This is a genomic window from Pseudoteredinibacter isoporae, from assembly GCF_011602085.1.
Lineage (GTDB): Bacteria > Pseudomonadota > Gammaproteobacteria > Pseudomonadales > Cellvibrionaceae > Pseudoteredinibacter > Pseudoteredinibacter isoporae.
This window is the reverse complement of record NZ_JAAONY010000002.1, coordinates 755,918-780,206: the sequence shown is the minus strand read 5'-3', so window position 1 is coordinate 780,206 and position 24,289 is coordinate 755,918. Positions and strand designations below refer to the sequence as shown.

Below are 24,289 nucleotides of genomic sequence, written 5' to 3'. Positions count from 1 at the left end.
CTATTAGAATCGTTCGTATTTATCGAGCCATTCCTGCAATAGACGATTGATTTTGCCGGCCTGTTCGCGCTGCATAAAGTGGCCGGCACCATCGATAATATGCAATTGATAAGCATCCAGAAAAGGCTTCTCCCGCTGGAGGATTTCAAACATACGAATATCCATGCAGCCATCATTTTCCCCAGCCAGTACCTGACAGGGCACTTTTATTTTGGCGACGCTGGCGGCCTGACTGGGCTCACGCCCTTTGCGATACAGGTGGCGATAAAAGCCAAGGGTCGCTGTCATAACCCCGTCTTGGGACAATTGCTGTTTAACGCTTTCGATGTCTTTTTCTGTGAAATTCCAGCTGGGAGACCAGCGCCGCCAGAGCCATTCGATAAAGGCAAAGTTATTACGACGGCACCACCACTCGGACAGATAGGGGATCTGAAAGAAAGCGATGTAAGCGCTGTTTTTACGTTGCCGGGGGACTTCTTTTAAGCCCAAATTAAAAATTGAGAGGTGGGGAATTGCCAGACAGTTCAAGCTTTTCAAAGCCTCAGGGTAGGTTGCCGCAAAAGCATAGCCAATGATCGCCCCCCAATCGTGACCAATAAGATGAAACTGCTCGAGATTCAATTGCTGTTGAATGGCCCGAACGTCTTCTACGCTGTCCATCACAAAGTAACGCTCAGCCAGAGAACGGCTTTCATAACCGCGCAACGTTGGGGCAATACAGCGATAACCTGCGTCCGCCAGATAATCGATTTGTGCCTGCCAGGTTTCGGCGTTATCCGGAAAACCGTGCAGCAATATAACGGTAGGGCCTTCGCCTTTAACGAGGTAGGAATGTTTACGGGAATCGATTTGAAATGTATTGCTGTTTTGTGTTGGTTGTTCAAATTCTTCTGCTGGACTGAGTTCTGGCATGGCTTCACCCCCTTTGCATTTATGCTAACAAGCTTCGCTTCGCTGCCACATGGCCGAGATGGCAGAATTTTGGTCATTCCCGTCCATGCTCCGGACTTCAAGTGTCTGGGAATGAAGATATATAAAAGATAGAGCTGGCATCAAATGTCACATAAAGTGTGCGTTTTATTTACAAAAATTTGCCCGGTTTTTCTAAGTCTGGGGCGAGTTTTCAGGCATGCTATCGAGCCGTTTGAATAAACTAATGGAAGACGATGGACAATAATTTTGTAAAAGAGAATACCTTGAAGGATGAGGAATCCTTTATTTCGATGGAAGCACTGGCGGGCCTGATTTTGGTGGGGGCCTCGGTGTTGGCTATGATCATGGCCAACTCTCCATGGAACGATCATTATCAGGAGTTTCTGCAACTGCCGTTCAGCATCCAGCTGGGCGACTACGGTCTGGCAAAGCCACTGTTGTTGTGGATTAACGATGGCCTGATGGCGGTATTCTTTTTTATGGTTGGGCTTGAACTCAAACGTGAATTGCTGGAAGGGCAGTTGTCACGCCCGGCGGATATTTTACTGCCAGCGATTGGTGCGATTGGCGGCATGCTTGTGCCGGCGGCAATCTACGCATCGGTTAACTGGCAAGATGCTGTGGCCCTGAAAGGTTGGGCCATTCCTGCGGCAACGGATATTGCTTTCGCGCTGGGTATCCTTGCTTTGCTTGGCCCGAGAGTGCCATTGAGCCTGAAGATTTTTTTGAGTTCTTTGGCGATCATTGATGATATTGGTGCGATTCTGATCATTGCATTTTTCTACACGGCGAAAATTTCCATGAGTGCCCTGATCATCGCTGCCGTTTGTCTGTTTATATTGTATTTGGTGAATCGGGCAGGTGTGGAGTCAAAAAGTATTTATCTCTTCATTGGCCTGGTGATGTGGGTGGCACTGCTGAAATCTGGCGTGCACGCGACGTTGGCGGGGGTGTTGCTGGCTTTCTTTATTCCCATGTATGCCACTGATGGCAGCTCGCCGCTGAAAAGCCTGGAACACGATCTGCACACCGCGGTCGCTTTCTTTATTCTGCCGGTATTCGCCTTTGCCAATGCAGGGCTGCCATTGGCAGACATCGGTGTTGAACAGCTGTTGCACCCTGTCCCCCTGGGTATTGCTCTGGGTTTGTTTGTTGGTAAGCAACTGGGCATTTTCGGTTTGTGCTTTGTTGCTGTAAAAAGCGGTTTGGCAAAGCTGCCCAAGGGTATGAATCTCTGGTCGTTGTATGGCACGGCTTGTTTGTGCGGCGTTGGTTTTACCATGAGTTTGTTTGTAGGGTCGCTTGCGTTTGAGGAAACCGGCGTAAATCTGCTCTTTGACGAACGCTTGGGCATTATTCTGGGCTCACTGTTGTCCGGCGTTCTGGGCTTTGTGATTCTGCGCAAGAACCTCAAATCCACTTAGGATGAGTGTGAAGGGAATACGACTCAGGACAAAACCGTAAGAAATCTGTAGGCTAAATAAGCTACACTTAGCTTGAAAAAGTTACAGGTTTCAATTTATGCAAGATTTACAGCAGCAGTTGGCGTTTATTGTGGAGATGGACAGGCTCAAGGCCGTCTACCGCCAAACCACCGTTAAGGATGATAAGGGCCGTTTTGAAAACAGTGCCGAGCACAGTTGGCATATTGCCGTAATGGCCCATGTGTTTGCCCCGATGATTGCCGAGCCTGTGGATATTCATCGAGCCTGCCTGATGCTGCTACTGCATGATATTGTCGAGATCGACGCCGGTGATACCTTCGCCTTTGCCAGTGCGGCGGATATCGCCTCCAAGGCCGATAAAGAAAGCGAAGCGGCGGATCGTTTGTTTGGTTTACTGCCGGATTCACAGGCCTCGGATTTCCGCACCCTGTGGCAGGAATATGAAGATGCTGAATCCGCTGATGCCCGCTTTGCCAAGGCCATGGATTGCCTGCTGCCTTTGATCCAGAATATGAACAATGAAGGCGGCAGCTGGCGTCGTCATCAGGTGAGCCGCAGCAAAGTGGTTGCGCGCAATAAATATCTGGAACACAGCGCCCCCAAATTGTGGGAATACGCCCTGGAGCAGATCGATATCGCGTTGGACAAAGGCTGGCTGCAAGAGGGCTGATTGGCTCTCGATTTCGCCCCGAGGTTTCGTCAGATAAACTGGCTGTGCCTGCATTGACCCAGGCTCTAAACTCGCTACAATCGCCTTACTTACCTACACTTGTAGTCGCCTATGGCTGGCGCGGCTTCAGCTCCAGCATCGTAATTGTTTTTCCCAAGCTTCCGGGTCGCACTCTGTGTGATTCAGAAGCGGATATTCGAGTTCGCTTATGACATCTGCTTCGTTTAAAAGTAAACGTAAGTTTTTGGTTCGTTTGGCCAAAGCCCTGCACAAATTCGGGACGCCGGCCTACCGCCTGGAGTCACATCTGAAAAATGTCGCTGAGGCGATGGGCCTGGATGGATCTTTTCTTGTGGCGCCCACTGCGCTCACGGTTGTACTGTGGCCTAAAGGTGAGCGAGGCAATCAGGAATACCATTACACCGTTCGCGTGAAACCCGGCGAACTGGATTTGGGATCATTGGCTCGCACCGATAAGCTGGTTGAAGAGCTGGTGAACGGTGAGCGCGATTTGACCGATGCCTTGGCCAGGCTGGACGATATTACCAGCCGACCCCCACCGTACCCCCATTGGCTTAATCTGATTGCCTTTGGTATTTCCGGAGGTGCCTTTGCTATGTTGATGGGCACCAGCTGGGACGATGTGGTGGTTGCCTTTGTGATCAGTTTGCTGGTTTATGGTTTGATCTTTGCGTCCCAGTATTCCAAGCGCCTGGCGGAGGCTCTGGAGCCTCTGTCAGCGATGATGGCGGCATTTATTGCGGTAGGGGTTTCCCAATACGATTTCCACCTGAACACCTCCCTGGCGGTGTTGGCGAGCATCATCGCCTTTATTCCGGGCTTGGCACTGACGGTGGGGCTGGCTGAATTATCGGCGCGGGAACTGACTTCCGGTACGGCCAGGGTGATGGATGCCCTGATGCTCATGTTCAAGCTGTACTTTGGTGCAGTACTCGGAATGGCCCTGGGCTATGTGTGTTGGGGCAAAGTTGACTATCAACCGACAACTCCATTGCCCGAATGGACATCCTGGATCGCGGTACTGGCACTCTCGGCCAGCTTGGTCATCATGTTCAAAGCGCGTCTGCGCGACGGCTTCTGGGGAATTCTCTCGGGCGTGATTGCGTACAGTGTGAGCGTGATGGCTGCCCAGGTCTTTGGCTTGGCGCTGGGGACTTTCTTTGGGGCATTGGCTGTGGGTATCTATGCCAATTCTTACGCTCGCTGGTTAAAATCCCCGGCCATTATCGTGACCTTGCAAGGTATGGTGATACTGGTACCAGGCAGTAAAATTTATATCGGTATCAATACGGCGGTCAGTGGTCAGCAAATCGTTCCGGCTGACCAGATAGGCACCCAGGCATTTCTGATTCTGATGTCCCTGGTGGCAGGTTTGATTTTCTCCAATATCGTGGTGAACCCGAAGCGTTCACTTTAAGTTAACGGTGTGGCGCTAGTATTGTGCACCCACAGATAACCAGGACATTGCAAATGACAAAATTCATCAAGACCTTCGCTGTCATCAGCATCGCCGCATTGAGCCTTACTGCCTGCGACAAGATCAATAACGCCAATCGCACCATGGACACGATGCTGGGTGGCGATTTCAAAGTGTATATCGCCGGTCACAATAAGGTGTACACGGTTACCAATGGTAAAGTAACCTCCGTGCCTGAAAAGGGCTACTATGTATTCTATGCAAACGTAGATGGCAAAAAGCGCTTGGTACAGTCGCCCATTGCGACGACGACCATTGAGAAGATCGATTGAATCGATGTTTTTCTGAATGTTCAGGCGGATTCTATTCTTATAGCCGGGCGAGTACTCAGGGAAATCACAAACCGCTGTGCGTATACCGCCCTGGGCACCTTGCCAAGAGATAGAACTAAACCGGTTTCTTGAATGTCTTTCGGGCCTTGATGGCTTTTAGCCGGTATTCACAGTGTTCAGCGTGATCATTCACGAGCCCCATGGCCTGCATAAACGCGTATACCGTGGTTGGGCCAACAAATTTCCAGCCGCGTTTTTTCAGTTCTTTTGATATCGCGATTGATTCTGCACTGGTCGATACCGTTTGTGGTGGATGCGGTATTTCCGCCGGTTCATAACGCCAAAAGAAAGCGGCGAGGGAGCCTTCTTCCTTGACCATTTCCTTGGCTCGCTTGGCATTGTTTATGGTGGCTTCGATCTTTCCACGGTGGCGCACAATACCTTCGTCTTGCAGAAGCTTTTCCACATGCTTTTCGGTAAATCGAGAAACCTTGTTGAAGTCGAAGTGTTTAAATGCCTTCCGAAAGTTTTCCCGCTTGCTTAAAATTGTTCGCCAGCTTAAGCCTGACTGAAACCCCTCAAGGCAAATTTTCTCAAATAAGCGTTGATCATCACTGACCGGGTAACCCCATTCCATATCGTGGTATCGAATGTATTCATCGCTGACCAAGCACCACTTGCAGCGAGATAGGGTGTTGTTTTTCTTTCCTGTCATTTCAATTTAATCCTCATTGATCAAAAAGCTGAGGCTTTCAGTGCTCATCGATGGTGTGAACTCCTGGATTTCCGGTTGAACAACTTTTTCAATGACAAAGGGGTCTTGGTGAACACGGGTCTCCAGCGCTGAGTGATCATCGCCACTGGCAACAATACAACCTCCCTGATTGCCTTTAAGGCTGCCCACCAGTAAAAAGACTCCATCGTCAATTCCTTGTTTCACCCAGGCTTTATGCGATGCCATAAAATCTTTGGCCCTGTCTCGATGTTCGGAGAATTTCAGAAAAACGATAAACACTGTTTACCTCCTGTTGGAATAATTAATGGTATTGATGCAACCACTCTTTGAGGGTTTCGACTTCTTTATACAAAAAGTCCTCATCGTGAAATGCGCTGGCGAGTGTGGCGACTCCCTGACTGCGAGCGAGCAGGTGCAGGGCAAGGTCTTTGGCCTGTTCCTTATGGCCCAATGCCAAAAACTGTTTTTCCAGCCAGTTTGAAAAAAGTAAGAACACTTCATTGGCACTCTCAAGCAATGGGTGATCCAGTTTGCTGAGTTCTGTGGTCAATGTACCTACCGGGCAACCATAGAGCGTTATTTTGGCGCGATTCATGATGAGTATTTTGATAAAGCATTCAATTCGAGCTGAGGCCGATTGTCCTTCCTCCTGCCACTGATTGAGCATTTGCGCTGTGTTTTCCAGGCGCCTTTCAATGACGGACGCCAAAATGTCATCTTTGCTTTTGAAGTGATGATAGAAGTTACCCCGGGTAATGCCGACTTCATGGGCAATATCCGAAAAAGACGTTTTCTCGTAGCCTTTCTGGTAGAACAACTCATCGGCGATATCGACAATGGATTCTTTGGTCGTTTTGCCGGGCCTGATCATATTACTGGACATAGCTTACTCATAGGACGACTGTCCTAGAATGATAGGATGCTTGTCCTAGCGTGTCAATGCTTCCAATATCCCGGTCGATGCTTCGAAATGAGGGGAGAGAATAGGGGGCAGTTTTACTCAGGCATAAAAAAGCCCGGTAAAAACCGGGCTTTTTATCAGCATTACATGCTCAGTATTGTATCGATCGGGAGCTTACTTCTCCGGATACAAAATCGTGCTGTTTACCTTAACACTTAATGGGTGGTAACCCACCTTGGCTTCTTCAAAGATCTCGCGTGCCAAATCCAGTTTGCCGTTTTCTTTCAGAGCACGATACAGCGGGCGCAAGAACTTATTACGACCAATGCTGGTCAGGAAGCTGTGTACGCGTTCAAAGCCAGGCTGATAATCGTTTTTCACCACCAGCATTAACCAGCTGTGAGCTACTTCATTGTTACCTGCATTGGTGAGATTGAACTGGGCGTCCAAGGCCGCCATTTGCTCAGGGCTCAGCTCTTCAGGCATGCCGTCCAAAAAGTACTTCCACTCATGGCTGGTCCACTTGCTGACATCAATGGTATCCAGCGCCAGGCTGCCGTCTAACCAGGCGGTGCGTGCTTTATCGACGTTTTCAAAAGCCGGTGAATGGGGCTTGGGAGCGTCTTCCAGCAAACCGGGCTGGAAAATCCACTGTTCAAAACGTTCTTTGGAAAGCTTGTCCGGGTATTGAGCCAGCAGGGTGGACTCAACGTAGTTCAGGAAGTCTTCTGTCGTAATACTCTGGAACGCAAAGTGATCAAAGTAATTACGCAGGAACTTGTCGAAGTTTTCACGGCCGATGGTGTTTTCCAGTTCGTACAGGAACAAAGAACCTTTCTCGTACGGCACGTTTGAGAACACGGCATCCGGGTCCATGCCGCGCAGATCGATGGCCATGATTTCGCGGGCATCTTCCAGATCAGCCATATCAGATTGCAGATCTTCATAGCCCAAGGCCATTTCCATGCGGTAACGATCGTCACCGTAAATCAACTGCATAATGCGGTTGGTGAGGTAGGTTGTGAAACCTTCGTTCAGCCACAGGTCGCGCCAGGACGCATTGGTCACCAGATTACCGGACCAGGAGTGAGCCAGTTCGTGAGCGATCAGTGCGGTCAAACTTTTATCACCCGCGATAACGGTTGGGGTGATAAAGCTCAGGCGCGGGTTTTCCATACCGCCAAATGGGAAGCTGGGGGGCAGAATCAACAGATCGTAGCGATCCCAACGATAGGGGCCGTATACCTTCTCGGTAGCGATCAGCATGGCTTCGGTGTCTTCAAACTCCTTCGCTGCGGCGTCCAGAATGCTCGGCTCGGCATACACGCCGGTGCGCTCGCCCATGGCCTTGAATTCCAAATCACCCACGGCCAGTGCAATCAGGTAGGATGGCACTTTTTGTGGCATTTCAAAATGGTACTCGCCATCTTTGTCGGTCTTGGGGTCGTTGTTAGCGCTCATTACCGCAAGAAGGTCTTTAGGTGTGCGTACCGTTGCGCTGTAGGTAATGCGAGCTTTTGGCGAGTCCTGGAGTGGAACAAAGCTGCGAGCATGAATGGCCTGGGCCTGGGTAAACAGAAACGGGTGCTTTTTGCCAGCAGTTTGTTCGGGCGTCAGCCACTGCACGCCGGAGGCGCCGGGTGAGGTGCTGTAGCTGATGCGAATCTTCTTTTGACCGGCCAGATCAATCGACAGCGGTGTACCGAGGTGGGCGTCTTCCTCGCCCAGTTTGAACTTCAGTGCAGCAGTTTGTGGGCCATCCAGACCATCAACGGCATTAATGCTCAGAGCCCGGGTATCCAGAATCAACGGATTGCCGTCTTCGTTCAAAGCATCGATGTCCAGCGTAGCAGTACCCGAAATGGTCTTTTGATCGAAGTTAATGTCCAGATCCAGTGCAATGTGCTGAACCTGATAGTCCAGCATATTCGCGTAAGAGTGGTAATCTACACCGGATTCAATGGCCTTTTCATCGGCATTCGCAATGGCCGCGGCGGTGGCCAGTTCAGCATCAGCATTGGCTGCGGCCTGGCTCTCTTCGACGGTGACTTTGGCTGGTGTTTGATCTTTTTCTGTACAGCCTACGCCCAGTGCCACGAGGGCGGCCAGGCAGGTATGACGCAATGTCAGTTGCATAATGGTCTCCAATTCGGTTTGCCCAAAGCTGGGTCAATTCGGCGCTTAGCTTGGCCTTTTTTGGCCTGGCTTGCAATATCTCTTTAAGCGGTCTGTTGGCCCCTTGTGGTTTACCGGCAACAGGGTGCACATAAGAAGCGGCGCCAAGCCACTATATAAGACGCCAGAAATACAAAAATATAACGACTCGGCCTGTGAGGGCCTCAGCTGCTGGCTTGCCGAGGGGCGGTGGCTTGCTTGCCCCGGGGCCAACCGCTATGCTCTGGCCGGAATTTAAGAAATAGGAACCCCCATGAAAAAGTTGCTTTTGGGAGTGGGCTTAATGAGCACAGTGCAAGCGATGGCATTTGAGCCTTTGACCATAGACCGTTTATTTGATGATCCGGATCTGTCCGGTTCTGCACCACGGAGTTTGAAGTTGTCCCCTGATGGTCAGCGTGCGACCTTCTTACAAGGACGTGCAGACGATGCCGGCCGCATGGATTTGTGGCAGTACAATATCGCTGACGGCAAAACCAGCATGTTGGTGGATTCTTTGAAATTGCGTGGCGGTGCCGCAGAAGAATTGTCTGATGAAGAAAAAGCCCGCCGCGAGCGCGCCCGCATCTCCAGCCTTTCGGGTATCGTGAGTTACCAGTTCTCAAATGACGGCAAGCAATTGCTGTTTCCTCTGTCCGGGGATTTGTATCTTTACGATATCGCCAAGCAGAATACTCGTGCGCTCACCAATGGCGAAGGCTTTGCGACTGACCCGAAGCTTTCTCCAAAAAGCAATTACGTGGCCTTTGTACGTGATCGCAATCTATGGGTTTCCGATACCAAAGGCGGTAAGGCTCGCCCGCTAACGCGCACCTCGAATAAAAACGAGGCTTGGGGCATGGCCGAATTTGTGGCCCAGGAAGAAATGAAGCGTATGACCGGCTACTGGTGGTCACCAAATGAAGACGCCATCGTAGCGGCCAAGTTCGATGAGACGCCTGTGCCCATCGCCAAGCGTTCTGAAATCTATGCCGATCGTACCGAGGTGATCGAGCAGCGTTATCCAGGCGCTGGCACCAAAAACGTATTAATCAGCCTCGCGATTCTGGACCCGGAAAACAAGCGTGCACCTATCGAGCTGGATCTGGGTAAAGAGAAAGACATTTACCTGGCGCGCGTAAAGTGGCTGGCGGACGGTTCGGGTGTTCTTGTACAGCGCCAGGATCGTAAACAACAACGCTTGGATCTGTTGTTGTATTCTGCCAAAGGTGGCAAACCAACTACTTTGCTAAGCGAAAGTTCATCAACCTGGGTTAATCTTCACGAAGATCTGCGTACCCTGAAAAACGGTGACTTTATTTGGGCCAGCGAGCGCAGCGGCTTTAAGCATCTTTATATGTACGATGGCAAAGGCAAGCTGAAAAATGCCATTACATCAGGTGATTGGCAGGTCGATGAGGTGGAAGCTGTTGATCAACAGCGGAAGCAAATTTACTTTACGGGCACCAAGGCCTCTGCGCTTGAAAAACAACTCTATCGTGTAGATTTCGATGGTAAAAACTTGAGCAGTATCAGCCGCAAGCGCGGTTGGCACAATATCAGCTTTGCCAAAGACGCGAGCGTGTATATTGATTCCTGGTCTGATGATTTGATTCCAAGTCAGGTCAGCTTGCACAAATCCAATGGCGAGCTGATTACTTTGCTGGCCGCCAATCAGGTAAAAGAGGGACATGCCTTATTCCCTTACTTTAAAGGCTTGCAGCAACCAGAATACGGTAAGTTGAGCACCAGTTTGGGGGGGGATCTGTATTATCAGATGTTGCGCCCGAAAGATTTCGACCCTAAAAAGAAATACCCGGTTTTCCTGCGTGTTTATGGCGGTCCGGGTTCTCAACAGGTTCAACGTCGCTGGGATGGCCGTTGGGGTTTGACTGATCAATACATGGCCCAGCAGGGCTTTGTGGTGTTCACTCTGGACAACCGCGGTTCCGAGCGTCGTGGTAAGAAGTTTGAAGATCCGATCTATGAAAACATGGGCGATCCGGAAGTGCAGGATCAGTTGGTCGGTATTCAGTTCCTGAAAACCCAATCGTTTGTCGATCCAGAGCGTATCGGTGTGTTCGGTTGGAGCTATGGCGGCTATATGACGTTGATGATGCTTTCCAAAGCCTCTGATCAAATTGCTGCTGGTGTTTCCGTTGCACCGGTGACCGACTGGATGCTTTACGATACTCATTACACTGAACGCTATATGGGCCTGCCTCAGGAAAACGAAGAGGGCTACAAAAACAGCGCCATCTTCCCGCATCTGGACGGTATGACTTCCGATCTGTATTTGATTCACGGCATGGCCGATGACAATGTGTTGTTCACTCACGCGACAACCTTGATGGCAAAACTGCAGAAGAATGGCGTGAAGTTTCGTTTGATGACCTATCCGGGTGAGAAACACGGGATCACAGGCGATGGTCAGCGTACCCATGTGTTTAAGGAAATTACGGACTACTTTATTGAGAAGTTCCAGTAGGGTGGGGGTGATTTAGGTTTGAGAAAAGGGTCAGCAGTTGCTGGCCCTTTTTTGTTTTTGGGGTCTTGTTTTGAACTGCCCTTCGAGACGATCTCAAGCCCGGGGTCTAGTCCTGGGGGACGCACAAGTACATCCATGTAGCTCTGCTTCGCCTCCTGTCGAAGAAGCCCCCAGGGTTAGGCCCCGGGCTTGAGATCTGAATTGGGGTAGTTTGGGGCTTGTAAACATTCTTTTATCGCAATAGATTATGGGCCACATTAAGGATGATGGTTGAAGTAGGTATGAAAACTAAGCACTCGGAACACTCCTCCTATCGAGAAAAGCTTATTGAGCATTTGTTTATCGGTGAGCTGTTAAAGATTTCATGGAAATATGATGATTGCCTATTGGAGGTAGCTAAACCTGAGGTTGACAATGCGGGATATGATGTAGTTCTGGAAGCCAATCGCGTCATGCGCCATGTTCAGCTGAAGTCATCGTATAGTGGTGCCAGAGTGTCTAAGCAAAATGTTCATGTCAAACTTTCCGAAAAGCCTTCTGGCTGTATCATCTGGGTCTATTTTAATGAAGAAACCCTTGAACTTGGTCCGTTTTATTTCTTTGGCGCGGCCCCAGGGAAGCCTTTACCTTCATTGGAGACCGCGAAGGTTGCTAAGCATACAAAAGGTAATAGTGAGGGATATAAAGCAGAAAGGCCAAATATTCGCGTTCTGAATAAAGGTGACTTCACTTGCTTTAACTCTGCTTTTGACGTCTATCAGGCGCTATTTTATTCTTCTGGAATAAAAGATGCGGGATGAGTGGAATAGTGGGTCAATCTTGCTGATTTTATTATGGAATTAATATTTGATTTTGTCGCCTTTATTTTTCGTCCAGTTGGCTACTTGCTGGTTGATATTGTTGGTGAATTGTTTTTGAGGGGATTGGGGTCACTGATATGCAGAGCATGTGGCTGGAGAGTTGATCCTGATAGGTTTGTAGTTCTTCTTGTCGGTTTTATCTGTTGGATCTTTATTATTTTCACTTGTTATCTCAGCTTTTCTTTTCTATTAGAATCATTTGACGTTGACCGATGCTTGGACTCAGGTGGAAGTTATAACTATAAGGCTGGTATTTGTGTGAAAGAAAAGCTTTAGGCGGGTGAAGATATGCGGCTTGCTTTTCTGTTTAATCAAATAACCTGCAAAGAAAAATCTATGATCAATAACTTTAAGGTTTTTCTGTGGGTTACTTTTGTTTTCGGTTGTTTGAGTTTTGTTTTGTTAACTTTAGGTTGTAATGTGATTTCTGCGATCATTGCCAGCATAGGGCTTATGTCGTCGTTGGAGCGGATTTATCGTTGGTGGGGCTTTGCCGCTGCCTACTGGGAGAAGGGCATTGTAGCATTTTGTATCTTGGGAATTTGGCTGTTATTTGTCTTGCTTATGTTTGAAGCTGAAATTATTGGTAATGCCGGTTGATGAGTTTAATGAAAGAAAGGGAGTTTGTGTAAATGTCGGCAACGGGTAATACAGTGTCAGTATCGAGTTTCTGGTCACGTATTCTGGCGTTGATCTTGGATACATTGGCGCTTTCTGTTTTGGGGTTTGTTTTAGGAATCTTCTTAGAGGATGTTTTTATACGTTTGGGTGAGTGGGGAAAGGTTATAGGTTTTTTTATCTCTCTAGCTTACTTTTCGTATATGAACAGTGAGTGCTTTGGTGGTCAGACTCTGGGAAAGAGGGCGGTTAACATTAAAGTTGTAGATTCCCAAGGGAAACCCATTTCACTTTCTCGTTCTCATTTTCGAGCGCTCGTTCTTACCTTGCCGTTTTCGTTGAATGGCCTGTATTTTCCTGACTTTGACCTTGATGGGATATTCCTTGGGTTGCTCTCGCTCGTAACCTTTGGTGGTATTTTCTCCATTGTGTACCTGTATATATTTAACAGGCGAACGCGTCAAAGTTTACATGATTTGCTTGCAAGTACATTTGTGGTAAATGTCAGTTGTAGTAAGGTAGAGACTGCCGAAGTCTGGAAAGCTCATTATGTGTTTGTAGGTTCTATCTGGGTCATTTCATGCTTTTCTCCTTTATTTCTACCAAATTTATTAGGTGAGCATCAGCTTTCCGGGATCGAAAATGCGCGATCTGTATTGCACATAAATCCCGTTGTCTCTAGAGCAGCAATTGTGGAAGGATCTTCAACTTTATATTCCACAGGGGAGGTTCAGGAGACTAAAACGTTTCTGAGTATAAAGGTGTCTCTTTATGAGGATCGATTGGAAGATGAAAAATTTGCGGAGAAGTTGGCTCGAGTTGTCGTCAGCTGTTATCCAGAAGCACTGAGAAAAGATGTGGTGCAACTTCAACTAAGCTATGGTTATGATATTGGTATTTCTGCAAATTGGTCGTCTAGGAAATACAGCTTCGAGCCTATAGAGCTTATCGAGAGGCTAGAATAAAAAGCCCAACACAAAGTGTTGGGCTGTGCTCTGGCAGGGTTTAATGTTCGAGCAAAACTGAATCTTGTTTCTTAGTCTTTTCTCAGGAAATTAAGTTCCTGTACTTACCACAAAAACTTCAACACGACGGTTCAGGCTGCGGCCATCGGCGGTGCTGTTGGTGGCACGTGGTTGGCTTTCGCCTCGGCCTTCTGTGTCGACGCGGTAGCCGTTAACGCCTTGTTGGGCGATGTAACTCTTTACGGAGCTGGCGCGTTTTTCAGACAGGTTTTGGTTGTAACTGTCGCTGCCGGTGGAGTCGGTATGGCCCACGATGGTGATACGGGTTTCGGGATATTTCGACAACACTTCGCTCATCTTATTCAGGGTGCTGTGGAAGCTTGGTTTAATACGCGCGGAGTCATAATCAAAAGACACTTCGTTGTTCAGCACCAGTTGAATGGTGTCGTCCTTGATGCGCTTGACTTCAATTTCCCGGTTGCGGCGTTCGGTGGCCAATTCATCACGGAAGGCTTGTTCCTGATTGTCCATATATTTACCGATGCCTGCTCCGGCCGCTGCGCCAACCAAGGCGCCGACAATGCGACCTCGATCACGGTTGCCGTCGTTATCCATTTGGCCTCCGGCCAGGGCGCCAATCACGGCACCGGAAACGGCACCAATGGCGGTGTTGTTACGATCTTGCTGGCTGCCGGTTCCTGCACAGGCGCTGAGTAGGCCGGCGCTGATGGCGGCGACGATAAAAGCTTTGCTTTGGCGTTTCAGGGTCATAATGGATACCTCAATTTCTCTGTTGGCCGTTTTGATCAATTTTGTCCCGGCCAGTTCCATTGCATTGTTAACGCGAAAGATTAATGGCAGATGAAGCGGACAAGCGTTGTTACAAATCTGATACAAATAGTGCCCCGAAACTGTGTAGCGAATATGGAGTGATTGTGAAAATTGTGTCATTTTTGTTTAACAGGAACCGGTTCACGCGTTGAATTTTGGATTGAGGATTCCTGCGACGCGAGCAAGGTTTATGGGTAAAGCTCTGTAAAAGCACCGGCGCGAGGGCTGGTATCGTGCCTTTGTCTTTGCTAATCTTGCCGCCGTACTCAAATTGGATAGTTTTGTGGCTCTGCGATTTCTTATCACATTCATGGTGTTAAGCCATATGCTGATCAACAGCATTGCGGCCTTTCACTATGTGGCTGACCTCGATCATCATGCCGGCGAAGGTTTTCACCTGCATGCGGATGAGCAGCTGTTTGTGGGCATAAGTGATCTTGTAGACCAGCACCATGATCAGAATTCAAATGATCAAGAGCAATCTGCTGGAAGTTGTTCAGCCCCGGCGCCCTTGAGTACCGATGGATTGTTTTCCACTGTCCTGGACCTCACCAATGAAGAGCATGACGATGGCAGTCATGTGCATTTGCAACTGGAATCCATGTTAGCCAGTGTGCAACTCTACAGCTCTGATTCTCCGGAAATACCGATCCAGGTAATGCCGAATTACCTCAGCTGGGCGTATTCTCCTCCCGTACCTCCACCTACCGCCTAACTCCCTGTTTTTATTCCCTTTTTTAGGTAAAAACCACTTTGGGTGGCACGGCGTCGCGCCTGTCTACCCTATGGAGTCAGGTAATGATATTTACGAAAAACACCGCGTCGAGGTCGACTCGACGTTTATCCTTGTTGCCGCTGTCACTGCTGGGGCTGGCAATTGCCAGCGGGCCAGGGTTGGCGGCATCGGACGCCGTGGCCCCAAATGGGCTTACGCAAGCCAGTGAGCAAACGGCGCTGCCAAGTCGATCGATCCGCTTGGCCGAAGCGTTGGCCAAAGCTTTGGAGCTGAACCCCCGTCTGCAGCAGTTTCCTATGTATCTGCGTCAGTACGATCTCAAACGTTTAATCGCAGCGCGTCCGCCAGCTTGGCAGCTGAGCGGCAGCGTGGAAAACGTTCTGGGTACTGGCCCGTTCAGTGGCGTGGATAGCGCTGAAATCACGGTGCAGGTCCAAAGATTATTCGAACGTGGCGATAAAGCCGCCAAACGCGCCAGCCTGGTTGATGCGGAATTGGCCGCAGAGCAACAGGCTTATGAAGTATTAAAACTGGAGGTTCTGGCCAATACCCGCCGCAATTTTTATCAGCTGCAACGTTTGCAGGCAATTCAACAGTGGGCGAAAGAGAGTCTAACGGAACAGCGAAAAGCGTTGAAAACGGTTCAGCGTTTGGCCAATGCCGGGGCGATAAACCAAGCTGATAAAGACAAGATGCGTTTGCAGGTTCAGAGCAGTAAAGCCTTACTTGAAAACGTTCAGGGGGAGTTACTGGCGCAGAGCTTGCGTTTGCAATCTATGTGGCTGGGTGAACACGCCAGTGCAGCGGATCAGGCGATGCAGTGGCACGCCGATGGCGATGACATTCTGTTTCAGGTGCCTGAAGCGCAAAAGCTCGTTGAGGCTTTGAATGCGGCACCGGATTATCTATTAGCCAATGCTCAAAGTCGCGTCGCCGAAGCCGCTTGGCATTTAAGCCAAAGTCAAAAACAGGTAGATGTGAATCTGGGGCTTGGTTTACGCCGCTTTCAGGCCAGCCGGGATCAAGCGCTGCTACTGGAATTCTCGATGCCGCTGCAACAGGGCGAACGTGCCCAGGCGGATATCAATGTAAGCCATGGCAATTGGCAGATTAAGCAAGCCGAACAAGCGCGTCAGCGCTGGCAGTTGCAACAACGATTGTTGTTACTGCGCCAATCTCTGCTCAATAACCGTGAGCAAATTTCTCGTATTGAAAATGATTTGCTCCCACAAGCTTCGCGGTATCAGGCTGCGGCCAAACGTGCTTATGAAGTGGGGCAGTACAGTCTATTGCAATGGCTGGACGCTCAAATTCAAGTTGTGGATATCAAACGACAACTCATTGAATTACGCAATGACTTCCGAATGAAGTGGATTGAGCTAGAGCGTCTCAGTGGCCGCAATCTGGCCAGCTAAACAGGATTATAAACGATGAAAGTATTAACGATTTTATTACAGTCAGTCCTGCTGATGTCGGCGCTTGCTGTCAGTGGTCAGGTGGTTTATGCCGGAGGGCACGATCACGGCGGAGAAGCTGAAGCGGTTGAAGAGAAAGGACCCAATGGGGGCAAGTTGTTGCGAGAAGGCAATATCGCCGCTGAGATTACGGTTTTCGAAACCGGCGTGCCACCGGAAATGCGGGTATTTATTTACCGCGACGACCAGCTGTTATCTCCAGAGGAAGGAAAACTTTCCATGGAGTTGCATCGGATTGACGGTCAGGTGGATCAGATCAGTTTTAAGGCGGAAGGTGATTATCTTCGTGGCGAGCAAACGGTGGTAGAGCCCCATTCCTATGATGTTGTTGTTCGTTTGCGGGTGCAGGGTAAGGCTTACGAATGGAAGTATGAAAGCCATGAGGGGCGTAGTCTGATCAATGACGCGATGGCAAAAGCTTCTGGTATTGAAACCGACATTGCCGGGCCACAAACTCTGGACATTACTCGTCAATTATTTGGTGTGATTGAGGTGCCCATTGATCGTCAAGCGGGTATCTATGCACCGTATCCCAGTGTGTTGGAACAAATTCATGTCGCCATTGGCGATAAGGTTCAAGCTGGTCAGAAAATTGCCACTCTTCGCAATATTAAAACGTTGCAACGATACAACGTTAAAGCGCCCATTGGTGGTGAAGTCGTGGAGTGGATGGCGAGTATTGGTCAGCGGGTCGATGAAAATTCCCTGGCCAGAGTTGTAGACCTCTCCAAGGTTTGGGTGGAAATGTCGGCTTTTCCAGAGGACATTGAGCAATTGGCTTTGGGGCAGCCCGTCAGAGTGGCTGACATGCACCAACATGAAATAGCCCCCGGAGAAATTATTTATATCGCACCACAGATGACGGGTGGTCATATCGCCCGAGCCCGCGCATTGATCGATAACGGCAATGGTCATTGGCGTCCGGGTATGCATGTGAAAGCTGATATTCGTACGGCACAGCGTGATGTTGAACTTGCGGTTCGCAACGAAGCGTTGCAGGGATTTCGAGATTTTACGGTGGTTTTTGGTCGATTCGGCGATCAGTTTGAAGTGCGCATGCTGGAACTTGGGCAGAGCGATGGTGAATACACGGAAGTGCTTGGTGGTTTGAAACCTGGCACCGAGTACGCCACTAAAAACAGTTTTATTATCAAAGCCGACGTTTTGAAAGACGGCGCAGCACACGACCACTAAGGAGGCAATGATGGAAAGTTTAATTGCCTTTGCGGTGCAGAGGCGCTGGCTGATTTTGGCGGTAACTTTATTGCTGGCAGGCCTGGGTGTTTACAACGCCAAACGTTTGCCCGTTGATGCGGTTCCGGATATCACCAATGTACAGGTCGTCATCAATGCCCAGGCTGATGGCTATTCACCGCTAGAAGCGGAGCAGCGATTAACCTATGTCATTGAAAATGCCATGGCGGGTATTCCCCAGTTGGATTACACCCGTTCACTGTCGCGTTATGGTCTTGCCCAGGTGAGTGTGATCTTCCATGAGGGCACCGATATTTATTGGGCCAGACAGCAAGTGGCGGAACGCTTGCAAACAATCCGCAATGAATTACCCGACGGTATCGAGCCCGCATTGGGACCTATCTCCAGTGGCCTGGGTGAAATTTTCAGTTATGTGGTAAGAGCGAAACCCGGAGCGCTTCGTGAAGACGGCATGGCCTATACCCCTGAAGATTTGCGAACCATTCAGGACTGGATTGTTCGGCCACAGCTGATTCGCGTTCCCGGCATTACCGAGATCAATAGCATCGGTGGCTATGAACGAGAGTATGAAGTGGTGCCTGAGCCTGGAAAACTTCTCGCCTACAAAGTGGATCTGCAAGATGTGCTGCAAGCTTTGCAACGCAATAATCAGAACCGCGGCGCAGGATTTATCGAACGCAATGGTGAGCAATGGTTAATTCGTTCGCCTGGGCAGCTGAGCGATCTGCAAGATATTGGTGCGGTGGTGGTTGCCAAGCGTGATGACGCTCCAGTGCGTATTCGTGATGTGGCCGATGTTCGCTATGGCAAACAACTGCGCAGTGGCGCAGCAACCCAGAACGGCGAAGAGGTCGTGTTGGGAACGGCCTTTATGCTGCTGGGCGAAAACAGCCGCACGGTTTCTGCGGCTGTTGCCGAAAAACTCGAAGCCGTAAATAACAGTTTGCCGGCCGGTGTCGAGGCTGTTGCACTGTACAGTCGAACCAGCTTGGTGGACAAAACCATTGCAACGGTTCGTACTAATCTGTTTGAAGGCGCAGTGCTGGTGATTGTGGTGTTATTTACATTGCTGGGGAATATCCGTGCGGCATTTATCGCTGCGTTGGTGATTCCACTCAGTATGCTGTTTGCGATCACGGGTATGGCCACCAATCGGGTCAGTGGAAACTTGATGAGTCTGGGGGCGATCGATTTTGGCCTGATTGTCGATGGTGCAGTTATTGTTGTGGAAAATACGCTGCGCCGTCTGGGCTTGGCACAGCATCGTTTAGGGCGTGTGCTGACTATTGAAGAGCGTCTGAAAGAGGTGGTGGCCGGTACCCGTGAAGTGATTCAGCCAGCAGTATTCGGCATGTTTATTATTATGCTGGTTTACTTGCCTATTTTCGCGCTGTCTGGCGTGGAGGGCAAAATGTTCCACCCCATGGCCTTTACTGTGGTTGCCGCGTTATTGGGTGCAATGCTGTTCTCCATTACGTTCGTACCGGCCGCCGTGGCGATTCTAATGGGGGGCAATATCAGCGAAAAGGAAAATGTCCTGATGAGAAAAGCGCGTCAGGTCTATCAACCATTGCTGGCATTGTCGGTGCGAACCCCGATGGCTGTTTTGCTTGGGGCAGCACTTCTGGTGGGGGGTAGCGCCTGGCAATTGAGTCGTTTGGGTTCGGAATTTTTGCCTCAGTTAGACGAACACGATATCGCCATGCACGCTTTGCGTATTCCGGGGACGGGTTTACAACAGTCCATTCAGATGCAATTGCAACTGGAATCTGTGGTGAGCGAATTTGCTGAAGTGAGTCATGTATTTTCAAAAATCGGCACACCCGAGGTGGCGACAGATCCCATGCCGCCGAGTGTTGCGGATACCTATGTCGTGCTCAAGCCCAAAGAAGAATGGCCAAACCCGGACAAAAGCAAAGCTCAACTATTGGACGAGCTTCGTGCGGCGGTGATGCCGGTTCCGGGGAACAAGTATGAGTTTACCCAACCCATCGAAATGCGGTTTAACGAGTTGATTGCTGGTGTGCGTGCCGATGTTGCGGTACGGGTGTACGGCGATGATATGGAGGTACTCGAAGCCGCAGGCAAACAGGTCTCTGAGCTGCTGGCGCAAGTTGATGGCGCCAAAGATGTACAGCTTCAACAACTCACGGGCTTGCCCATGTTAAGTGTCGAGCCGGAGCGTGATCACCTGGCATTGCTGGGTTTGACCGTCGATGATGTTCAGCAGAATGTGCGTGCCGCAGTGGCGGGTATTGATGCGGGCGTTATCTATGAAGGTGACAAGCGCTTCCGTTTGTTAGTGCGTTTTGACGAAGAGCTACGTGAAAACACAGATGCACTCAAACGTTTGCCGATTGCTTTGCCGGAAGACGCCAATCCCGAGTTGCGTTATGTCCCCTTGGGTGAGATTGCCAATATCCAGGCCATTCAGGGACCGAACCAGATCAACCGTCAAAGTGGTAAGCGCAATGTGGTGGTGACCGCAAATGTGGAAGGGCGCGATTTGGGCTCGTTTATTGCCGATACCCAAGTCGTGATGAATCAGCAGCTGGAGATCCCTCCGGGTTACTGGCTTGATTACGGCGGCACCTTTAAGCAATTGCAGTCAGCCAGTGAACGCTTGAGTATCGTGGTGCCATTGACCTTATTGTTGATTTTGGGAATTCTGTACAGCACTTTCAACTCATTGCGTGATGCCTTGATTATTTTCAGTGGTGTGCCTTTGGCACTAACTGGAGGTGTGATTGCGCTGAGTCTGCGTGGCATGCCCTTATCCATTTCGGCGGTGATTGGCTTTATCGCCTTGTCCGGTGTGGCGGTTCTGAATGGCGTGGTGATGCTGAGCTTTATTCGTGATCTGCGTGAGCAGGGCAAGGAGGTTTTGTCTGCGATTCGTGAAGGTGCCAGTGCCCGTTTGCGCCCAGTCCTTATGACCGCATTGGTGGCCAGCCTGGGCTTTGTTCCGATGGCTTTTAACACGGGAGCGGGTGCTGAAGTACAGAGGCCACTGGCAACGGTTGTTATCGGTGGGATTGTGTCATCCACATTATTGACTCTGGTACTGCTACCGGCCCTTTACCGTTTAGTGTATCGAAAATAAAATAACGGCGTCCGAGTACCTATCTGCCGGGCGCCTTTTTTTACAACAACAGAACACTATGGACTATTTGATCGGGCTAAAGAAAACCATCGATGAGCTTTCGGTGATAGACGATCTTGCTGAATATGATGCGGCTGTCGTCAGTACGTTGCTGTTGGGTTTTCATTCTCCCGAGAGTGACATCGATATTGTTTGTCGCTATGAAGATCCGCAACGGTTTGCGGAGCATCTGAAGCGACTTTACAAATCACAGAGCGGGTTTGAATTGCGGCAGCAAGAAGACTATTGCCTCTGCCGCTTTTTCTTTGGTGGTTTTCAGTTTGAAATTTACGGTGCTCAAACACCGGTTCACAGGCAGAACGCGTATCGGCATTTTCAGATCATGCGGCGGGTGAAGGAACTCGCCGGAGACGCGTTTGCTCAGAAAGTTCGTTTATTGCGCGCGCAGGGCTTAAAACCCGAAGCGGCCATCTGTAAATTACTGGACATCGACGGGGAGCCTTATCGCGCGATATTGCATCTGGAAGCGAAAAGCGATCAGGAGTTGGCCGCTCTTCTGTCTCAATATTCGAGCACGAATTCAGAACACTAGTTCTGATTCGCCAGGCTTATACTGCTGTTGATAAGCTTAAAGCCCGGGCTGGTCAGGGCCTTATCTTCGATGGGGGTCTGGGTCATCATGTAGAGTGATTGGCTGTCGGAAGTGATTTTTCGATGCCGTTGAAGGTGAGGCACTTTGATGGTGGCGATATCCAGAGTGTAGTAGTAGCTGACAATTTTAATCTCATCGCCCGCTTTGGTTTTTCGGTGGGCTACGCTCTTTTTATCGACATGGATAAAGCCTTCAAATGTCGATTCCAGCTCCGCCATAACCGTCTCAGCGTATTCTTCTGTACTGATGGTATCAACTTCATCAAAAATATTTATGGTAATAACGGCCGTGCCTGGCGACTCCAGGTTGATGTACCAGATATGTTCGTCTTTTCGGTTTTCGATGATTTTCCAATTGCCGGGATAACTGAAGCGGAGGGAATCCTGCTGAAAGGTGATTGGATTGTCGAGATCTGGGCGTTGTTCGGAGCAGCCTGCGAGCATCAGGATGCTTGTCAGGCACAATAATAGGTGTCGACTCAGGTAGCTGGAAAGATGTTTTGCATTGCGGCCTGAATCCAGAGATCTTGCTGTGGGTTTTATCGTTTCCATGATGTCCTATCCCTTACGAGTTTGTGGTTCTGTAAAACATTGAGGGCTGCTCAGCGTCCTGCTGATGTTCGGTGTTGCTGAAACTGCTTAATCCAGCGCAATACATAAAACGCAAAATAGGCAGCAATAGCCGTCAGAATAAATTGTCCACTTAACAGCAGAGCCAGTTTGGGCCAGAAATTGATTTCCTCACTGAAAAAGGTCAGGAACCATATCCCGGGCAGCGCGAAAACCTGATACACCCATATCCCGACACTGAAAAAGTAATTAATCGATAATGAAATAAGGGCCAATGCGGTCATAAAAGCCGCGACCATGAAACATCGTTTAATCATTGTTCTACTCTTATCGATTGTGATGGTCTTGCTTTAATGCAAGGACTTCGTTCCAAAGCTCACGGCTCAAGGTCGTTGCGGAAACGGCTCGACAGCCACTGCGATTGCTGCCCGACCAAAGTGGACTGTAATCCCCGGACTGATTGGCTTCGGCTTTGGTTCTTAATGGAGCGACCGCCGGTGTAGCATACGGGAATTCGGGAGCGTCATCACTGAGATTGTTCAGTGCTTGCATCAGTTTATTGGAAATCCCACGTGCCGGTCGACCGGAAAATACATTCGTCAGTGCCGTTGTTCGTTTGCTGTCCAGGATGGCTTCACGATGAACCTGACTGCTGTTGCTTTCATCACACAGCAGATAATTTGTTCCCAGCTGAACGGCTTCGGCACCCAGATCCATTACTTGTAGAATATCACTGGCGGACGCTATCCCTCCGGCAGCAATGATAGGTTTGGATACCCTGTTTTTGCATTGACTCAGAAGTTCGGTAGTGGTGATTTGCTTGCTCAGATCTTCATTGAGAAACATGCCCCTGTGTCCACCTGCTTCCAGCCCCTGAGCAATAATCGCATCGGCACCGTGCTTTTCCAGATACAAGGCTTCTTCCAGTGTCGTTGCTGAGGACAGGACCACTGTTCCCCAGGATTTTACCTGCTGCAAGAGCGCGGCACTGGGTAAGCCAAAATGAAAACTGATAACCGGGGGCTGATAGGGGGCGAGTATATTTGCAATAGTCTGATCAAAAGGGCGTCGCAGTGTTCCCAGTGTTTCCGGCGGTGCGACATTAAGCGCCTGATAATGTGTCGTCAGTCGATTCTGCCATTTTTGCAGGCTTTCCTCGTTAAGCTCCGGCATGTTGTGACAAAAGAAATTCAAATTGTAATTGGCGTTGGAGTGTTCACGAAACGCACGAATTTGCTCTTCAATTTGTTCTGGGCCCAGCATGCCACAGGGGATCGCTCCCAAGCCGCCAGCCCTTGCAACCGCGACAGCGAGGCGCCAATCCTGGGCTCCGGCCATGGGTGATTGCAGTAGGGGAATATCAATGCCCAGTACTTCGGTAATGCTCATAGAGGTGTCCGGTTTGGTGGGTTTTGGTTTCTTAAAGGAGTTTGCTCGGAGTCTTCTGAAGAATTTCCGCTTAATTCTCCTTTTCGAGTGACATTTCTATTTCTTTTAGAGGAGGAAGTCCACAGACTTCACGTTCTTTATCAGTTTTTGCGTGTCGATTAATCGGCTCAAGGCTAGGTTCGAAGCCCGAATATTGGGTGCCCCAAACCTGGGGTTCACCAATACTTATTAGATAGCGGTCTTCCGCAGCACAGGTCAGCCAGCGTGCTTCAATAAAATCGGGTTTAAGAATGGCTGCTTTTGAGGCCAGCTGTTGTGCTTTTTTATAGTCCGATGGGGATTGTCCGTGTTGAAATATCACTGCAGCGCGGTAGAAGTCTTCTGCTGTGAGCAGCAGATTATCGACGATCATTTGTTCCACCTGTTTTCTGCGTTCTGCATCTCTGTGCATTAAAAAAACGCCGCTATCTCTGTCTGATTGGTCTTCTTGAAATAACCTTAACAAATGGGCATTGGAAACGGAGTTAGCTGAAGTCAACGAGGCAAAGAATAGAATTCCAGTAGCAAGTTTCAGTAGGGGATGGAGAATCATGTGTTCACGTTCCGATGTTGAGCTTTCCAAGTTTCTACCTAATTAGAGATAAGGGTTTATTGACAATATTCAATGATGATGAGGTTTTAAAACATGGCTTTTTCAATAAAAACAAAGGGTTAAGTGTTGGTGGAGGCTTTTGCAGCGGCACTTTGCCGCATTGTACAAATCATCGGTTGACCTTATA

Annotated in this window: 24 protein-coding genes; 14 read left to right on the top strand and 10 right to left on the bottom strand. The window is 49.4% G+C overall.

Going from position 1 to position 24,289, the window contains the following annotated elements; translation table 11 throughout:
- Positions 1–3: 3 nt before the first annotated feature.
- Entirely contained in the window at positions 4–912 is a 909-nt protein-coding gene (locus tag G8768_RS11965) for an alpha/beta fold hydrolase (protein ID WP_166846662.1), read from the bottom strand.
- Between the two features lie 254 nt (positions 913–1,166).
- Between G8768_RS11965 and nhaA the strand changes: the two genes are divergently transcribed.
- The 4 genes from nhaA (at position 1,167) to G8768_RS11945 (ending at position 4,818) form a co-directional block, all read left to right on the top strand.
- Complete coding sequence (nhaA, locus tag G8768_RS11960) at positions 1,167–2,357, top strand: Na+/H+ antiporter NhaA (RefSeq protein ID WP_166846664.1); 1,191 nt, start codon at positions 1,167–1,169, stop codon at positions 2,355–2,357.
- A gap of 97 nt (positions 2,358–2,454) precedes the next feature.
- Positions 2,455–3,048 (top strand): HD domain-containing protein, encoded by a 594-nt coding sequence (locus tag G8768_RS11955; RefSeq protein ID WP_166846667.1) that lies wholly within the window; start codon positions 2,455–2,457, stop codon positions 3,046–3,048.
- Between the two features lie 208 nt (positions 3,049–3,256).
- On the top strand, positions 3,257–4,486 hold the full coding sequence (locus tag G8768_RS11950) for a threonine/serine exporter family protein (RefSeq protein WP_166846670.1): 1,230 nt from the start codon (positions 3,257–3,259) through the stop codon (positions 4,484–4,486).
- Positions 4,487–4,539: 53 nt separating this feature from the next.
- Complete coding sequence (locus G8768_RS11945) at positions 4,540–4,818, top strand: hypothetical protein (protein WP_166846673.1); 279 nt, start codon at positions 4,540–4,542, stop codon at positions 4,816–4,818.
- A gap of 115 nt (positions 4,819–4,933) precedes the next feature.
- On the opposite strand, the gene G8768_RS11940 is transcribed toward G8768_RS11945, so the two are convergent.
- The 4 genes from G8768_RS11940 to G8768_RS11925 form a co-directional block, all read right to left on the bottom strand.
- Positions 4,934–5,533: a DNA-3-methyladenine glycosylase I gene (locus G8768_RS11940; protein WP_166846675.1), complete on the bottom strand. Its 600-nt coding sequence runs from the start codon at positions 5,531–5,533 to the stop codon at positions 4,934–4,936.
- A 6-nt stretch (positions 5,534–5,539) separates the two neighbouring features.
- A complete protein-coding gene (locus tag G8768_RS11935; RefSeq protein WP_166846677.1) occupies positions 5,540–5,833 on the bottom strand; it encodes a YciI family protein in 294 nt (97 codons plus the stop codon).
- A gap of 22 nt (positions 5,834–5,855) precedes the next feature.
- Positions 5,856–6,437 carry a TetR/AcrR family transcriptional regulator gene (locus G8768_RS11930; protein WP_208020164.1) on the bottom strand — a complete coding sequence of 194 codons (582 nt, stop codon included), beginning with the start codon at positions 6,435–6,437 and terminating at the stop codon, positions 5,856–5,858.
- A 192-nt stretch (positions 6,438–6,629) separates the two neighbouring features.
- The gene (locus G8768_RS11925; protein ID WP_166846679.1) at positions 6,630–8,591 is read right to left on the bottom strand and encodes a M1 family metallopeptidase; all 1,962 of its coding nucleotides are present in this window, start codon (positions 8,589–8,591) and stop codon (positions 6,630–6,632) included.
- Between the two features lie 292 nt (positions 8,592–8,883).
- On the opposite strand from G8768_RS11925, the gene G8768_RS11920 reads away from it, so the two are divergent.
- The 5 genes from G8768_RS11920 (at position 8,884) to G8768_RS11900 (ending at position 13,540) form a co-directional block, all read left to right on the top strand.
- Entirely contained in the window at positions 8,884–11,097 is a 2,214-nt protein-coding gene (locus G8768_RS11920; protein ID WP_166846681.1) for a S9 family peptidase, read from the top strand.
- A gap of 263 nt (positions 11,098–11,360) precedes the next feature.
- Positions 11,361–11,897, top strand: coding sequence for a hypothetical protein (locus G8768_RS11915; RefSeq protein WP_208020163.1), 537 nt, complete (start codon positions 11,361–11,363; stop codon positions 11,895–11,897).
- A 33-nt stretch (positions 11,898–11,930) separates the two neighbouring features.
- The gene (locus G8768_RS11910) at positions 11,931–12,233 is read left to right on the top strand and encodes a hypothetical protein (protein WP_166846685.1); all 303 of its coding nucleotides are present in this window, start codon (positions 11,931–11,933) and stop codon (positions 12,231–12,233) included.
- A 60-nt stretch (positions 12,234–12,293) separates the two neighbouring features.
- Positions 12,294–12,557 (top strand): hypothetical protein, encoded by a 264-nt coding sequence (locus G8768_RS11905; protein ID WP_166846687.1) that lies wholly within the window; start codon positions 12,294–12,296, stop codon positions 12,555–12,557.
- Positions 12,558–12,589: 32 nt separating this feature from the next.
- Positions 12,590–13,540, top strand: coding sequence for an RDD family protein (locus G8768_RS11900; protein ID WP_166846690.1), 951 nt, complete (start codon positions 12,590–12,592; stop codon positions 13,538–13,540).
- A 90-nt stretch (positions 13,541–13,630) separates the two neighbouring features.
- Here the strand turns inward: G8768_RS11900 and G8768_RS11895 are convergent, their stop codons facing one another.
- Positions 13,631–14,311 carry a YiaD family glycine zipper/OmpA-like lipoprotein gene (locus tag G8768_RS11895; RefSeq protein ID WP_166846693.1) on the bottom strand — a complete coding sequence of 227 codons (681 nt, stop codon included), beginning with the start codon at positions 14,309–14,311 and terminating at the stop codon, positions 13,631–13,633.
- A 343-nt stretch (positions 14,312–14,654) separates the two neighbouring features.
- On the opposite strand from G8768_RS11895, the gene G8768_RS11890 reads away from it, so the two are divergent.
- The 5 genes from G8768_RS11890 (at position 14,655) to G8768_RS11870 (ending at position 21,492) form a co-directional block, all read left to right on the top strand.
- The gene (locus G8768_RS11890; protein ID WP_166846695.1) at positions 14,655–15,086 is read left to right on the top strand and encodes a hypothetical protein; all 432 of its coding nucleotides are present in this window, start codon (positions 14,655–14,657) and stop codon (positions 15,084–15,086) included.
- 83 nt (positions 15,087–15,169) lie between these two features.
- Positions 15,170–16,522 (top strand): TolC family protein, encoded by a 1,353-nt coding sequence (locus tag G8768_RS11885; RefSeq protein WP_166846698.1) that lies wholly within the window; start codon positions 15,170–15,172, stop codon positions 16,520–16,522.
- 15 nt (positions 16,523–16,537) lie between these two features.
- Complete coding sequence (locus tag G8768_RS11880; RefSeq protein WP_166846701.1) at positions 16,538–17,776, top strand: efflux RND transporter periplasmic adaptor subunit; 1,239 nt, start codon at positions 16,538–16,540, stop codon at positions 17,774–17,776.
- Between the two features lie 7 nt (positions 17,777–17,783).
- Positions 17,784–20,900: an efflux RND transporter permease subunit gene (locus G8768_RS11875; protein ID WP_166846704.1), complete on the top strand. Its 3,117-nt coding sequence runs from the start codon at positions 17,784–17,786 to the stop codon at positions 20,898–20,900.
- 58 nt (positions 20,901–20,958) lie between these two features.
- Positions 20,959–21,492 (top strand): DUF4269 domain-containing protein, encoded by a 534-nt coding sequence (locus tag G8768_RS11870; protein WP_166846707.1) that lies wholly within the window; start codon positions 20,959–20,961, stop codon positions 21,490–21,492.
- Here G8768_RS11870 and G8768_RS11865 read toward each other — a convergent pair.
- From G8768_RS11865 to G8768_RS11850, 4 genes are read right to left on the bottom strand one after another with little or no spacing between them, the layout of a single operon-like run.
- Positions 21,489–22,103 (bottom strand): hypothetical protein, encoded by a 615-nt coding sequence (locus tag G8768_RS11865; RefSeq protein ID WP_166846710.1) that lies wholly within the window; start codon positions 22,101–22,103, stop codon positions 21,489–21,491. The genes G8768_RS11870 and G8768_RS11865 overlap by 4 nt on opposite strands.
- Positions 22,104–22,153: 50 nt before the next feature.
- The gene (locus G8768_RS11860; RefSeq protein ID WP_166846715.1) at positions 22,154–22,438 is read right to left on the bottom strand and encodes a hypothetical protein; all 285 of its coding nucleotides are present in this window, start codon (positions 22,436–22,438) and stop codon (positions 22,154–22,156) included.
- Between the two features lie 10 nt (positions 22,439–22,448).
- A complete protein-coding gene (locus G8768_RS11855) occupies positions 22,449–23,585 on the bottom strand; it encodes an NAD(P)H-dependent flavin oxidoreductase (RefSeq protein WP_341801018.1) in 1,137 nt (378 codons plus the stop codon).
- Positions 23,581–24,132 carry a DUF6624 domain-containing protein gene (locus tag G8768_RS11850; protein ID WP_166846722.1) on the bottom strand — a complete coding sequence of 184 codons (552 nt, stop codon included), beginning with the start codon at positions 24,130–24,132 and terminating at the stop codon, positions 23,581–23,583. Before G8768_RS11850 ends, G8768_RS11855 begins: the two co-directional genes overlap by 5 nt.
- Between the last annotated feature and the right edge of the window lie 157 nt (positions 24,133–24,289).